This is a genomic window from Micromonospora sp. NPDC005298, from assembly GCF_040607375.1.
In the GTDB taxonomy this organism is placed as follows: Bacteria; Actinomycetota; Actinomycetes; order Mycobacteriales; family Micromonosporaceae; genus Micromonospora.
In genome coordinates, this window is record NZ_JBEXGP010000005.1 from 123764 (window position 1) to 137778 (window position 14015).

The window sequence follows — 14015 nt, forward strand, 5'->3', positions numbered from 1 at the left end:
CCTGCGGCGAAGGCCCGTGGGGTGGCGGGTGCGTGTGGACGGTCGATGGTCGAGGAGATGGGCGACTCGCCGTCGTTGGCTGCCGGTATCTGCCTGTGTATCACCGATGACCGGTTGGCGTCCACCTGGTGTAACGTCGTATTTCCGCAGGTCAGAGCCTTTTTGGCGGCCACGGGCGGCCCGGCTGCGCCGAGTCGTCCGTGACACACGGTGTCGGATCTCCTACTGACGGTGCGGGCGGGTGAGCAGGGAGCGCAGCGCCCCGACCACCTCGGCCGGCGCCTCCTCGGCCATGAAGTGCCCGCAGGTGACCGTCTGGTGCGTCAGGTCCGGTGCCCACGCCCGCCACAGCCCGGCCGCGTCGTACCCGAGCGCCGCACCCCAGTCCTGCTGAAGGACTGTCACCGGCATCGACAACTGGCGACCGGCCGCCCGGTCGGCGGCGTCGTGGGCGACGTCGACGCCGGCGGACGCGCGGTAGTCGGCGACGATCGAGGGCACCGCGTCGCGGGAGGCCCGCAGGTACGCGGCCCGCGCCTCCGCCGGCAGGGCCTCCGGATCCCGGGTCCAGACGTCCAGGAAGTGACCGAAGAAGGCGTCCGGGCTGGCACCGATCATCTCCTCGGGCAGGCCGGGCGGCTGCGCCATCAGATAGAGGTGGAAGCCGACCGCCGCGCTGACACCGTGCAGCACGTCCCACATGTCGAGGGTGGGCAGCACGTCGAGCAGGGCGAGCCGGCTGATCGCCGCCGGGTGGTCGAGACCGGCGCGGAACGCGACCAGGGCGCCCCGGTCGTGCCCGGCCAGCGCGAACCGTTCGTGCCCGAGCGCCCCGGCCAGCGCCACGACGTCGGCGGCCATGGTGCGCTTGGCGTACGCCTCGCCGTCGCTGTCCACGGGCTTGTCGCTGTCCCCGTACCCCCGAAGGTCGGGGCAGATGACCGTGTGGTCGGCGGCCAGGTCGGCCGCGACGTGCCGCCACATGAGGTGCGTCTGCGGGAAGCCGTGCAGCAGCACGACCGCCGGCCCGGAACCGCCCACGGCGGCGTTGAGCGCCACGCCGTCGGCGACCGTGACGCGCTGGTAGTCGAATCCGTCGATCCTGGGGTCCACGGGGAACCTTCCTGGTGATGGGTGGCCGGCCCAGGCGGTGGCCTGTCGCCGTCGTACGTCATCGAGCCTGCCCCGCGGCGATCAGCGGAGAGTCAGCATCCGATCAGTACGGGCGGCCCGTCGACGTCCGCGCCGACGCGCCTAGATTGGTGCCATGACCAGGCAGGCCGCGGCCGCTCCGGCGGTGACCTTCGGTGTGCTCGGGCCGGTGACCGCCGCCACCGAGGGTCGCCCGGTCCCGCTCCGGGGGCACCGGCAGCGCCTCGTGCTGGCCCGGCTGCTGATCGCCCACGGGCGGGTGGTGCCGGTGGAACGGCTCGTCGACGACCTGTGGGACGTCGCTCCGGACGGGGCGGTGGGCGCCATCCGCACCTTCGTGGCCGACCTGCGCCGGGCACTGGAACCCGACCGGCCGCCCCGGACGCCGCCCCGGATCCTGGTCACCGAGGCGCCGGGGTACGCGCTGCGGGTCGACCCGGACGCCGTGGACGCCGACAGGTTCGAGGCGGCCGTCGGCGAGGCCGGCCGGCTGCTGGCGGGACGTCCGGCCCTCGCCCTGGCGGCGCTGGACGCGGCGCTGGGGCTGTGGCGGGGTCCCGCGTACGCCGACTCCGCGAACGAGACGTGGGCGGTCGCGGAGATCAACCGGCTGGACGAGCTGCGGATGCTCGCCGTCGAACGGCGGGCCGAGGCGCTGCTGGCGTTGGGGCGGCCGGACGAGGCGGCGGCCGACCTGCCGGCCCACCTCGCCGGTAACCCGCTGCGCGAGGACGCCTGGCGGCTGCTGGCGATGGCCCGGTACCGCGCCGGCCGGCAGGGTGACGCGCTGGCCGCGCTCCGCGAGGCCCGGGATGCCCTGGTGACCGCGCTGGGTGTGGACCCGGGGCCGGAGCTGCGGCGGCTGGAGGCCGACATCCTGGCCCAGGCGCCGCACCTCACCCCGACCCCCGACGCCGCCCCCGACAGCGTGGCGGACGATCGACCCGCCGCGCCGGAGCGTCCGTTCGTCGGCCGCGACGCGGAGCTGACCCGGCTCGGGCTGGCCGCCGACACCGCCGCCGACCGCCGCCGGCCCGCGCTCGCCCTGCTCAGCGGCGAGCCCGGGGCCGGCAAGACCGCGCTGGCCGAGACCCTGACCCGACGGCTCGCCGCGCGGGGGTGGACCACGGCGTGGGGGCGCAGCCCGGAGTACGAGGGCGCACCAGCGGCCTGGCCGTGGACGCAGGTGACCGAGGCGCTTGACGGCTCGACAGATGTCGACGAGTCGGACGACGCCGCCACGGGCGACCCGAGCGTCACACGGTTCCGCCGGCACGGCGCGGTCGCCTCGCTGGTTTCCACGGTCGCCGACCGGGCACCGGTGCTGATCGTCCTGGACGACCTGCACCGCGCCGACGGCGACACCCTGGACCTGATGACCGCGCTGCTCACCGGCCCGCAACCCGTCAGCGGGCCGGTCCTGATCCTCGGCACGTACCGGGCCACCGAGATCAGCCCGGCGCTGACCGCCGCCCTGGCCCGAGCCGCCGGACTGGAACCGGTACGGGAGTATCTCGCCGGCCTGCCCGCGCCCGCGACGGGTGCGCTGGCCAGCGCCGTCGCCGGAGTGGACCTGGACGCGGCCACCGCCCAGCTGATCCACAAGCGCAGCGGCGGCAACCCCTTCTTCGTCCGGGAGCTGGCCCAGCTGTACGCGGGCGAGGGCGACGCCGCGCTGGCGGCCGTGCCACCCGGGGTGCGCGACGTGATCCGGCACCGGTTGGCGCAACTGCCCGCGCCGACCCGCACCGTGCTGCGGCAGGCCGCCGTGCTCGGCCGGGACCTCGACCCGCGGGTGCTCAGCGCGTTGGCGGACGACCCCACCACCGTGCTCGACGCCCTGGAGGGCGCGCTGCGGGCCGGCTTCCTCGCCGAGAGGGACACCGACGGACAGCTCCGCTTCACCCACATCCTGGTGCGCGACACGCTCTACGCCGACCTGTCCGCGCCGCGCCGCGCCGCCTGGCACGGCGCCGCCGCCGAGGTGCTGCGCCAGCGGGAACCCGTCGATCCCGCCGCGCTCGCCCACCACCTGCTGGCCGCCGGCGGGTCGGAGGCCGCCGGTCGTGCCGCCGCGTACGCCCGCACGGCCGCCGAGCAGGCCGAACGGGGTGGCAGCCCGCACGAGGCGGCCCGGCTGTGGCGGCAGGCCGTCGACGCGTACGACCGCGCCGGCGGGGTGCACCACCGCGAGCGGTTGACCGCGCTGGTGGGACTCGGGCGTGCGCTCGCCGTGACGGGCCGCCTCGCCGAGGCGCGGCGGGGGCGGGCCGAGGCGATCACCGCGGCGGAGTCCGTCGGCGACCCCCAGCTCATCGAGGAGGTGCTTGCCGGCTTCGACGTACCGGCCATCTGGACGCGCAACGACGACGACCTGCTCTCCGGGCGGATCGTGACCGCCGCCGAGCGTGCCCTGGCCGCCCTCGGTACGACCGGGTCGGCGCGGCGCAGCCGCCTGCTGAGCACCCTCGCGTTGGAGCTTCGCGGCACCGTCACGGACCGTGGTCGCCGGGCCGCCGACGAGGCCGAGACGATCGCCCGGACCGTCGGTGACCCGGGGCTGCTGGCGTTCGCGCTGAACGCCCGCTTCATGCACACCTTCGACCGGGTGGGGCTGGCCGGTGAACGCGCCCGGATCGGCGCCGACCTGGTCGACCTGGCCGCCCGGCACCACCTGGTGACGTTCGAGGTGCTCGGTCACCTCGTCCTGGTCCAGGCCGCCTGCGCGCTGGCCGACCGGAACGCCGCCGACGCGCACGCCCGCGCCGCCGACCGCCTCGCCGAACGGTACGAGCTGCCACTGGTCGGCGTCTTCACCAGGTGGTACGCGGCGCTGCGGCTGGCGCTGGACGGCGAGTCGGCCGCCGCCGCCGACGCGTACCGGGTGGCTGCCGACCGGCTGCCCGGCGACGGCATGCCGGGCCTGACCCACGGTCTGCTCCCGCTCGCGCTGCTCGGACTGCGTCTCGCCGACGACCGTCCGCTCCCGCAGCCCGACGACGGGGACTGGGCGGGCCTGGACTGGGGGCCGCACGAGCCGTGGGTCCGTCCGCTGCTGCTGCTCGCCGCCGGTGACCGGAGCGCGGCGGCGACGGCGCTGGCGGCACTCCCGCCGGGGCCGCACGACCTGCTGCGGGAGGTCCGTCTCTGTCTCGTCGGCCGGGCGGCGCGGGCGCTCGACGACCGGCGGATGATGGAACGTGTCCACGCCGAGCTGCTGCCGGCCGCCGAGGAGCTGGCCGCCGGCAGCGGAGTGCTCACCGTCGGCCCGGTGGCCGGTCACCTCGCCGACCTCGCCGCCGCGCTGGGCCGCGACGACGAGGCGGCCCGGCACCGTCGTACCGCCCGCGCGGTGACCGCCCGGGCCCGCGCCGCCGGCTGACCCCGCCACGACTTTGCGGACTTTCCGTCGGAACCGGTCGGCGGGTGCGGTCAGATGGAACCACCGGCGGGTCCGCCGTCGGCCCGGGACCGAGGGGGGTACGCCGTGGAGGTGCTCATCCTGATCGTGGTGCTGGGCGTCACCGTCCTGGTCGGCACCACGCTCGGCGGCCGGTACCGGGTCGCGCCGCCGGTCCTGCTCATCGCCTTCGGGGTGCTGCTCGGGCTGGCGCCGCCGCTGTCCGATCTGACCCTGGAACCGGACCTGGTGCTGTTGATCTTCCTGCCGGCGATCCTGTACCGGGAGAGCCTCACCATCAGCCTGCGCGAGATCCGGGCCAACCTGCCGGTGATCGGTCTGCTCGCCGTGGTGCTGGTGGTGCTCACCATGGTCACCGTGTCGTTCACCGCGCAGGCGTTCGGGGTGAACCCCGCCGCCGCCTGGGTGCTCGGCGCCGTCCTCGCGCCGACCGACGCGGCGGCGGTCACCGGTCTGGCCAAACGGTTGCCCCGCAAGCTCCTCACCACCCTGCACGCGGAGAGCCTGATCAACGACGGCACCGCGCTCGTGGTCTTCGCGGTGGCCGTCGGGCTGCTCACCCAGAGCGCGGATCCGGGTGTGCTGGGCATCGGCGAGGAGTTCGTCGGGGCCAGTGTCGGCGGGGTGGTCGCCGGCCTGCTGGTGGGCGCCCTCGTGGTGCTGATCCGTAAGCGGCTCGACGATCCCCTGCGCGAGGGCGCGCTGAGCGTCCTGACGCCGTTCGCCGCGTTCCTGCTCGCCGACTCGGTGCACGCCAGCGGGGTGCTGGCGGTCGTTGTCGCCGGGCTGGTGCTGGCGTACGCCGGTCCACGGGTGATCCGTGCCCGGTCCAGGGTGCTGGCGTACGCGTTCTGGGACCTGTCCACGTTCCTCATCAACGGCGGGCTGTTCGTGCTGCTCGGCACCCAGATCCCCCGCGCGGTGCGGGGCGTCACGAGCACCTCGCCGAGGCGGGCCGTGGTGATCGTGCTGGTGGTCACCGTGGTGGTCCTGTGCACCCGGCTGTTCTTCATCTACCTGACGGCGCAGTCGGCGAGACTGCGACGCCGCCGGATGGTGGAGCAGGGCGCGCAACCGTCGAGCTGGCGGGTGGGGACCGTGGCGGGCTGGGCCGGCTTCCGGGGCGCCGTGTCGCTCGCGGCGGCGCTGGCCGTCCCGACGATGACCGTCGCCGGTCGACCGGTGATCGAACGCGATCTGATCATCTTCGTCACCGCGCTGGTGATCGTGCTGATCATGCTCGTCCAGGGCACCACCCTGCCGCTTGTGGTGCGCTGGGCGGGACTGGCCGGCGACCCGGAACGCGTCGACGAGGCCCGGCTGGCCCGGATGCGCGCCACCGAGGTCGGTCTGGCGGCGGTGCCCCACGTGGCCCGCGAGGTCGGCGCCGGAGACGACGCGGTGCGTCGCCTGCAGGCGGAGTACCAGCGGCACCTGGACGACGTCAACGAGAGTGGCGGGGACACCGCCGAGGAACGCCGGCTGGAACGCAAGCTGCGCCTGGGCGTCCTCGCCCACAAGCGCCGGGAGGTCACCCGCCTGCGCGACCGGCGGGAGATCGACGACCTGGTGCTCCTGGAGTTGCAGGCCGCGCTGGACAACGAGGAGATCCGGCTGCTGGGACGCGGACCGAGCGAGTGACCGCGCGTCGTGATCTGCCGGCGTTCGCCGCGCACCTGCGCCGCCATACCGGTTGAGCGGCGGTCCTCAGAGCACCTGCGCGAGGAACCGGCGCAGGCGAGGGTGCTCGGCCCCCTCGAAGATCCCCTCGGGAGGGCCGGCCTCCAGCACCACACCCCGGTCCATGAAGGCGACGGTGTCGGCCACCTGCCGGGCGAACCCCATCTCATGGGTCACCACCACCATGGTCATCCCGGCGGCGGACAGGTCGGCCATCACCCCGAGCACCCCCTTGACCAGCTCGGGGTCGAGCGCCGAGGTGGCCTCGTCGAAGAGCATCACCTCCGGCCGCAGGGCCAGTGCCCGGGCGATCGCCACCCGCTGCTGCTGACCGCCGGAGAGTTGCGCCGGCCGGGAGTTCGCCTTGCCGGCCAGCCCCACCAGCTCCAGTTGGGCGCGGGCGACCGCGTCCGCCTCGTCCTCGCCGAGCCTGCGCAGGCGGCGCAGCGCCAGCGTGATGTTGCGCAGCACGGTCATGTGCGGGAACAGGTTGAACTGCTGGAACACCATGCCGACCCGCTGCCGCAGCGCATCCGGGTCGTCGCGCAGCACGCTGCGGCCGTCCAGCAGCACGTCGCCGCGGTCGGGCTCGATCAGCCGATTGAGGGTCCGCAGCAGAGTCGACTTGCCCGACCCGGACGGCCCGATCACGCAGGCCGTCGCGCCGCGCGCCACGAAGAGGTCGACGCCGCGCAGCACCCGGTTCGGTCCGAAGGCGAGGTGGACGTCGCGCGCCTCCAGGCTGACGGAGGTGGTCATCGCCGGTCTCCTTCCGGGACCCCGGCCAGCGCCGGGGTGTCGTCGTCGTCATCGTCGACGGGCGCGGTGGCCGGCCGGCCGTGCCGCAGCCGCCTGTCGATCCAGTTGACGACGTGCGTCAGCGGGACGGTCAACGCCAGGTAGAAGAGCCCGGCCAGCAGCAGCGCGGACTCGTTGCCGGTGGTGGCCGCGTAGTCCTGCCCGATCCGGAACAGCTCGCGCTGGCTGGCCACCAGCCCGAGGAAGTAGACCAGGCTGGAGTCCTTGATCAACGCGATGAGCTGGTTCACCCAGGCGGGCAGCACCCGCCGGATGCCCTGCGGGATGATCACCAGCCGCATCGCGTCGGACCAGGAGAAGCCGAGGGCGCGGGCGCCCTCCAACTGGGCGGCCTCCACCGACTGGATACCGGAGCGGAAGATCTCCCCGATGTACGCCGCCGCGATCAACGACAGCGCCAGGATGCCCAGCGGGTACGGGTCCGGTCCCCAGATCTCCATGCCCAGCGGCGCCAGCCCGACCCCGATCAGCAGGATCGTCGCGGCGGCCGGCAGGCCCCGGAACACGTCGGTGTAGACCCGCGCCGGCCAGCGCAGCCATCGGGTACGGGAGATGCCGGCGACGGCCAGCAGCAGGCCCAGCACCGAGCCGAGCAGGGCGGCGGAAACCGCCAGGATCAGCGTGTTGGGCAGCCCGACGGTCAGCATCTCGGGCAGCGCCTCGCGCATCGCGTCGGCGTCGAAGAACGTCTCCCACAGGGTGCTCAACGGATCCATCGGTCGCCTCTCCTACCGCCCCGCTCGCTCGTCACCGGTGACCGCTCAGGACGCGGCCGACGCGGACGCCGACGGCGCTACCGACGCGGACGCCGACGGCGCTACCGACGCCGACGGCACCGCGACCGTGCCGCTGCCGGGCGCGAAATCCGCCGGGATCGGCCGACCCGGGTAGTACTGCGCCTGCAACCGGCTCCAGGTGCCGTCCGCGATCACCTCGTCGAGGGCCTTGTTCAGCGCCTCGCGCAGCTTGTCGCCGCCCTTGGCCACGGCGTACGCGGTCGGCGCCGGGCTGAGCTGCTTCGCCGCCACGGTGATCTTGCCGTTGCTGTCGGCTGCCGACTTCTCGCCGATCTCGGCCGGGGCGATCCACGCGTCGGCGGTGCCCGCCTTGAGCTGGTTGATCGCGCCGTTGTAGTCCGGAACCCGCACCGGGTCGAGCTTCCTGCCGGTGGCGTAGTCGTCCTGGACGGTGCCCTGCACCACGACGACCCGCTTGCCGGCCAACTGGTCGAAGCTGGTGATCGGCGAGCCGGCCGGGACGTCCAGGCCGAAGTAGCCGAAGTCGTAGCCGTTGCCGAAGTCGACCGTCTTCTTACGGGCCTCGGTGATGGTGATCGAGGAGCTGCCGACGTCGAACTTGTGGTTGTTGACCTGACTGAGCAGCGCCGAGAAGTCGGTCCCGACGAACTCGACGCGCAGGCCGAGCTTGCCGGCCACCGCGGTCAGCAGGTCGTTGTCGAAGCCGGTGAACCTGCCGTCCTTGAGGTAGACGTTCGGCGGGGCGTCGGTCAGCGTGCCGGCGCGCAGCACGCCCGGCTGCGCCAGGCCGTACGGGTTCGCGGTGGCGTCGGTCGAGGCGTCGTCGCCGCAGGCGGTCAGCGACGTGGCGGCCAGGATCGTGGCCGCGCCCAGGGCGGCGACGCGGGTCAGGGCAGGAAGGAATCGCACAGGTCTCTCCGAAGGGGTGCGCCACGGCGGGTACGCGCCGCGGACGGTGCGCCCGATGGGCGTACCGCTGGAAACGGGTGTGGGAAAGGGGGACGCGTCAGAGCGCGGTGCGGCGGCGACACGCCGCGCTGCACATTCGCATCATGTCCACGTGCCGACGCCGGATCAGTGCCGGCGAGAGCCGGCCGACGCGGAGATCCGCGACGTCGGCCGGTGGGATGGAGCTGAGGATACGCATACGGTCTCCCGGGTCTGTGCTGACCTGGGTGCCAGGCCACGCTTGCACCGACGTCCTGCCGGTGCCTGGTCTTCACCCGGGGCACCCCACCGCGGAGGAGGGTTGCCGGCCAGCGAGCCGGGGCTTCGCGCTGGCGCTCATGACCTGCGCCGAGGCTAGCAGCCGGAACCGGTGGATCGTCCAGCCGTTATGACCACGCTCACCGTCGGCGACCGTCGACCGGCAGGTCAACCGGCGTGCACGTGCGGTCGGCGGCGCGGGTCGGGCTCCTGGCGGCGCAGGATCTCCCGGGTGACCGAGGCGATCGCGCCCTGCCCGAACGCCAGGTAGCGCAGGAGGTTGCGGGCCGGGCCGCCCTCGCTCCACTCGAAGTAGATGTGGGGACGTCGCCGGCTCCGGTCGCGGATCTCCAGCAGCAGGGCGGCGAGCGCGCTGGGCACCGAGGAACTGGCCAGACTGAGCACCGGGTAGCTGTCGTGGGCCACGCTGCCACGGACCAGCAGCCCGGTCTCGAAGTCCGACGGGTCGGTGACGCGCACCTCGACGAAGATGACGTCGCTGTCGTCGGGGAAGTCGTTGTCCGCCATGGTCTGGGCCAGCTTGGCGCGGTACTCGGCCGGGTCCCGGCGTTCCGGCTCGTGCGCGATGAGGCGGATCCGGCGGGTGGCCCGTTCGTCGATCATCCGGGCCGCGACCGGATCCAGCTCGACGTGGTCGACCCGTAGCTCGTAGGCCCGCATCAGTCGGGACAGCACCGACACCAGGATCATCCCGCCGATGAAACACGCGGCGATCTTGACGCCGTCGGGGCGTTGCACGACGTTCGCCACCGTGGTGTACACGAAGATCACCGCGATGGTCCCGAACGCGAGCGTCCGACCCCGCTGCCGCCGTCGCCGGGCCGCGAGGGTCACGGCCGTCGCCGCCGAGGTGATCAACACCAGGACCCCGGTGGCGTACGCGCCGCCCTGCGCGTCCACGCTCGCGTCGAAGACCACCGTGATCAGGAACGCCACGGTGGTGAAGACCAGCACCAGCGGGCGGACGGCCCGCGCCCAGGTGGGCGCCATGCCGTACCGCGGCAGATACCGGGGTACGAGGTTGAGCAGACCGGCCATCGCCGAGGCGCCCGCGAACCAGAGGATCCCGATGGTGGACAGGTCGTAGACGGTGCCGAACACCTCGCCGAGGTGCTGGTGCGCCAGGTAGGCCAGCGCGCGGCCGTTCGCCGGGCCGCCCGCCTGGAAAGCCTCGGGTGGGATCAGCACCGTGGTGGTCACGCTGCTGGTGATCAGGAAGACGCTCATGATCGTCGCGGCGGTGGTGAGCAGCCGACGCGCGCCTCGGATCCGGCCCGACGGTCGCTCCTCGGAGTCCCGCCGGTCTCCACGGATGTGCGGCATCACGGCCACCCCGGTCTCGAAACCGGACAGGCCCAGCGCCAGTTTCGGGAAGACCAGCAGGGACAGTCCGACCACCAGCAGGGGGTCACCGTGCCCGGTGGTCAGCGCGGTCCGCCAGTCCGCGACCGCGCTCGGGTGCGTCGCCACCCGCCACAAGGCGTCGGCGATCACCACCGCGTTCAGCGTCAGGTAGACGGCCACCAGGACGACCGCGATCCCGATCGCCTCGCCGAATCCCTTGAGGAACACCGCGCCCAGCAACGCCACCAACAGCAGCGTGAGCGGCAGCTCGTGTCCCTTGAGCGCGCCGGGCAGGAACGGATTCTCGTCGATGTGGGCTGTCGCGTCCGCCGCCGACAGGGTGATGGTGATGATGAAGTCGGTCGCCGCGAACCCCAGCAGCACCAACACGAGCAGCTTGCCCGGCCAGTAGTTCAGCAGACGGACCAGCATCGCGATGGAGCCCTCGCCGTGCGGGCTCTCCACCGCCACCCGCCGGTACACCGGCAGTGCGCCGAGCAACGTCACCAGCACCAGCACCAGGGTCGCCACCGGCGACAGCGCCCCGGCGGCAAGCGCCGCGATGCCCGGCTGGTAGCCGAGCGTCGAGAAGTAGTCGACACCGGTCAGGCACATCACCCTCCACCACGGGTGCTGCCGGTCCCGCGGCGGGCGGCCGAGCGGGCCGGAGTGCCGCGCGGCCCGCTCCGTACCGCCGAGCAGCCAGCCGCGCAGCCGCCCGGCGCGCCTGTCGACCCGCACCGGCGCTTCCCCCGTCCTCCGCCCCTGCTCACCGCGAGTATCCGCCCGTGCGCACGCACCCGTCCGCAGGTACGCCGAACCCGTCCGGGGCAGGTCCGGCGGCCCGGCGGGTCGGACGGGTTTCGGCCCCGGGGCAGGGGGGATGCACCGCCTCCGGCGCCCCGCACCGATCCGCCCGCTCGGGCCGAGGCCTGCCGGACGCGGATGCCACCGGGGAGGGAGCGGCTCATGGTCGGCGGCCGTCGCTTCCGCCCGGGTGGCGGCTTCGGCCGCCAGCTCGACGAGCACGCGACCCCGGTCGGCGTACCGCCGCCGCCCGCTCCGGCGCCGCCCGCCGGTGGCATGGTGGAGAGCGCCGTCTACATCCGGGGACACCGGTTCGCCTCGCCGGCCGGCCTCGCCGAGACGTACCGCTGCCTCCAGGAGCAGGACGAGGCGATGGCCTGGATCGGGCTGTACCGGCCCGACATCGACCAGATCACCTCACTGGCCCGGGAGTTCCGGCTGCACGACCTGGCGGTCGAGGACGCCATCAACGCCCACCAGCGGCCCAAGCTCGAACGGTACGGCGACACGCTGTTCGTGGTGCTGCGCGCCGCCCGCTACGACGACCTGCGCGAGGAGGTCGAGTTCTCCGAGCTGCACCTGTTCATCGGGCCGGGATTCGTGGTCACCGTCCGGCACGGCGAGGCGCCCGACCTGGCCGCCGTACGCCGTCGACTGGAGACCGACGCGCCGATGCTCGCCCAGGGTCCGGAGGCGGTCCTGTACGCGATCCTCGACCAGGTGGTCGACGGGTACGCGCCGGTGGTGGCCGGACTGGAGAACGACATCGACGAGATCGAGACCCAGGTGTTCGGCGGTGACCCGAACGCCAGCCGGCGCATCTACGGGCTCAGCCGGGAGGTCATCGAGTTCCAGCGGGCCGCCCGTCCGCTGCTCACCATGCTCGACGCGCTCGCCGCCGGCGCGGGCAGCTACGGCACCGACGAGGAACTGCGCCGGTACCTGCGCGACGTGACCGACCACCTGACCCAGGTGGTGGAACGGGTGGACGGCTTCCGGCACCTGTTGCAGAACATCCTCACCGTCAACGCCACACTCGTCTCGCAGCAGCAGAACGAGGAGATGCGCAGCCTCACCGCTGCCAGTTACGCCCAGAACGAGGAGTTGAAGAAGGTCTCGTCGTGGGCCGCGATCCTGTTCGCCCCCACCCTCATCGGCACCGTGTACGGGATGAACTTCGTCCACATGCCGGAGTTGAACTGGCGGTTCGGCTACCTGTTCGCGTTGCTGCTGATGCTGCTGGTCTGCGGCACCCTCTACCTGGTCTTCAAGCGGCGCGGCTGGCTCTGACCCGGCGGGGGGGTCACTCGATGCCGCGCAGGATGTGCCGCTCGTCCTCGCTGTCGTCGTCGCCGGCGGCGATCCGGCCGAGCAGCACCGCGGCGGCCCAGATCGTCAGTGGCGTGGCCGCCCCGGTCATCCCGCCGCCGGTCCGGTCGTCCCTGGTCTGGCTCCGCTCCGTGCGCGGTGGCCTGCGCTGAGCCTGCATGGGCCCTGCCTCTCCTCGTCGAAGCCGCCGCGGGCGGCGCGGGCGTAGGCCGCGCCGCCGGGCCGGTCGCCCGCGCGAGCGGGTCGCACCGGTACGGCAGCCATCTCGAACCATCCCACGCCCGGACGCGTCCGCACCGCTTCTTTTCGGTTTCCCGACTGCGGCCCGCCAAACCGGACATTCTCCGCTATCGTCCGCTTTCGGCTCGGCGATCACTGCAGCGGGTGGGCGATCCCGCGCGCGTGGTCGGTGAGCGCCGCGCCGACCACGGTCGCGGCCACCGGCAACACCTCCAGGCAGCGGCGCACCGCGGCGGCCATCAGCGCGTTCGGCACCCGCATGGACAGCGTGCAGTGCGGCACCCAGCGGCCCGGCTGGTAGTGCTCGGCGAGGGCGATGCCGGCGGCGGCCAGCCGGTCGTGCACCAGCCGGTGGTGCGCCAGCAACTCCAGGGTGGGCGCCGGGCCCAGCCACAGCACCCGGCCGACGAACTGCCCGGCGTGCTGGAGGTCGAGGCGCAGCGGGGCGGCCACGACCGTCCCGCGCAGCGCGGCGGCGACCTGTTCGGGATCGAAGCGGGGCGCCACCGCGAGCGAGACGTGCGGGCGGTGGCGCTGCTCCAGCAGCGAGCGCATGCTCTGCACACCCTCGGCCTCCAGCGCGTCCCACAGCACCCGGATCCGGCGTGTGGCGTCCGGATCCAGATACAACTCCAACGCCGCGACCACGTGATCACCGTAGCGGTGGGAGGTTTGATCGCCCGTGGCGGCGGTACCTGTTCCCCAACCGACCAGGAGGCGTGCGCCGTGGACGTGAGTGACCTGCTGACCGAGACGTACGACCGGTTGCCCGACCTCGTCCGCGCCGCGGTCGACGGCCTGAGCCCGGAGCAACTGCGCCACGAGCCGGGACCGGGCGCCAACACGATCGGCTGGCTGGTCTGGCACCTGACCCGCATCCAGGACCAGGCCGTCGCCGACCTGCTCGACACCGGGCAGATCTGGGTGGAAGGCGACTGGGCGGGCCGCTTCGGCCTGACCGCCGACCCCGACGACACCGGCTTCGGGCACTCGCCCGCACAGGTCGCGGCGGTGCGGCCGGAGAGCGCCCAGGCGTTGATCGACTACTACGACGCGGTGTCGGGGCGTACCCGGTCGTTCCTGGCCGGGCTGGCCCCGGCGGACCTGGACCGGGTCGTGGACGAGGCGTGGGACCCGCCGGTCACCCTCGGCGTGCGGCTGGTCAGCGTCGTCGAGGACGACCTGCAACACGTCGGGCAGGCCGCCTTCGTCCGCGGCCTGCTCGGCGCCGACTGACC

12 protein-coding genes and 1 riboswitch are annotated in these 14015 nt (G+C 73.5%); of the genes, 4 read left to right on the top strand and 8 right to left on the bottom strand.

The window, feature by feature from the left end:
• Positions 1-222: 222 nt before the first annotated feature.
• On the bottom strand, positions 223-1113 hold the full coding sequence (locus tag ABZS77_RS12655; protein ID WP_354821623.1) for an alpha/beta hydrolase: 891 nt from the start codon (positions 1111-1113) through the stop codon (positions 223-225).
• A gap of 154 nt (positions 1114-1267) precedes the next feature.
• Here ABZS77_RS12655 and ABZS77_RS12660 point away from each other — a divergent pair, with 154 nt between their 5' ends.
• Both ABZS77_RS12660 and ABZS77_RS12665 read left to right on the top strand, forming a co-directional pair.
• Positions 1268-4534 (top strand): BTAD domain-containing putative transcriptional regulator, encoded by a 3267-nt coding sequence (locus ABZS77_RS12660; protein WP_354821626.1) that lies wholly within the window; start codon positions 1268-1270, stop codon positions 4532-4534.
• Positions 4535-4588: 54 nt separating this feature from the next.
• A complete protein-coding gene (locus tag ABZS77_RS12665; RefSeq protein ID WP_354821629.1) occupies positions 4589-6214 on the top strand; it encodes a Na+/H+ antiporter in 1626 nt (541 codons plus the stop codon).
• Positions 6215-6280: 66 nt separating this feature from the next.
• Here ABZS77_RS12665 and ABZS77_RS12670 read toward each other — a convergent pair whose 3' ends face one another.
• From ABZS77_RS12670 to ABZS77_RS12690, 5 genes are all read right to left on the bottom strand, one after another.
• On the bottom strand, positions 6281-7012 hold the full coding sequence (locus ABZS77_RS12670) for an amino acid ABC transporter ATP-binding protein (protein WP_354821632.1): 732 nt from the start codon (positions 7010-7012) through the stop codon (positions 6281-6283).
• On the bottom strand, positions 7009-7788 hold the full coding sequence (locus ABZS77_RS12675; RefSeq protein WP_354821635.1) for an amino acid ABC transporter permease: 780 nt from the start codon (positions 7786-7788) through the stop codon (positions 7009-7011). Before ABZS77_RS12675 ends, ABZS77_RS12670 begins: the two co-directional genes overlap by 4 nt.
• Before the next feature lie 45 nt (positions 7789-7833).
• Positions 7834-8739: an ABC transporter substrate-binding protein gene (locus tag ABZS77_RS12680; RefSeq protein WP_354821638.1), complete on the bottom strand. Its 906-nt coding sequence runs from the start codon at positions 8737-8739 to the stop codon at positions 7834-7836.
• Positions 8740-8836: 97 nt separating this feature from the next.
• Positions 8837-8977 carry a hypothetical protein gene (locus tag ABZS77_RS12685; RefSeq protein WP_354821641.1) on the bottom strand — a complete coding sequence of 47 codons (141 nt, stop codon included), beginning with the start codon at positions 8975-8977 and terminating at the stop codon, positions 8837-8839.
• A gap of 33 nt (positions 8978-9010) precedes the next feature.
• Positions 9011-9122, bottom strand: a riboswitch (SAM riboswitch).
• Between the two features lie 82 nt (positions 9123-9204).
• Positions 9205-11142 carry an amino acid transporter gene (locus tag ABZS77_RS12690; protein ID WP_354821644.1) on the bottom strand — a complete coding sequence of 646 codons (1938 nt, stop codon included), beginning with the start codon at positions 11140-11142 and terminating at the stop codon, positions 9205-9207.
• A 228-nt stretch (positions 11143-11370) separates the two neighbouring features.
• Here ABZS77_RS12690 and corA point away from each other — a divergent pair, with 228 nt between their 5' ends.
• Positions 11371-12498 carry a magnesium/cobalt transporter CorA gene (corA, locus tag ABZS77_RS12695; RefSeq protein WP_354821647.1) on the top strand — a complete coding sequence of 376 codons (1128 nt, stop codon included), beginning with the start codon at positions 11371-11373 and terminating at the stop codon, positions 12496-12498.
• 13 nt (positions 12499-12511) lie between these two features.
• On the opposite strand, the gene ABZS77_RS12700 is transcribed toward corA, so the two are convergent.
• Both ABZS77_RS12700 and ABZS77_RS12705 read right to left on the bottom strand, forming a co-directional pair.
• The gene (locus tag ABZS77_RS12700; protein ID WP_354821650.1) at positions 12512-12697 is read right to left on the bottom strand and encodes a hypothetical protein; all 186 of its coding nucleotides are present in this window, start codon (positions 12695-12697) and stop codon (positions 12512-12514) included.
• Between the two features lie 212 nt (positions 12698-12909).
• The gene (locus ABZS77_RS12705; protein ID WP_354821653.1) at positions 12910-13425 is read right to left on the bottom strand and encodes a 2'-5' RNA ligase family protein; all 516 of its coding nucleotides are present in this window, start codon (positions 13423-13425) and stop codon (positions 12910-12912) included.
• Between the two features lie 78 nt (positions 13426-13503).
• On the opposite strand from ABZS77_RS12705, the gene ABZS77_RS12710 reads away from it, so the two are divergent.
• Entirely contained in the window at positions 13504-14013 is a 510-nt protein-coding gene (locus ABZS77_RS12710) for a DinB family protein (protein ID WP_354821656.1), read from the top strand.
• Positions 14014-14015: the final 2 nt, after the last annotated feature.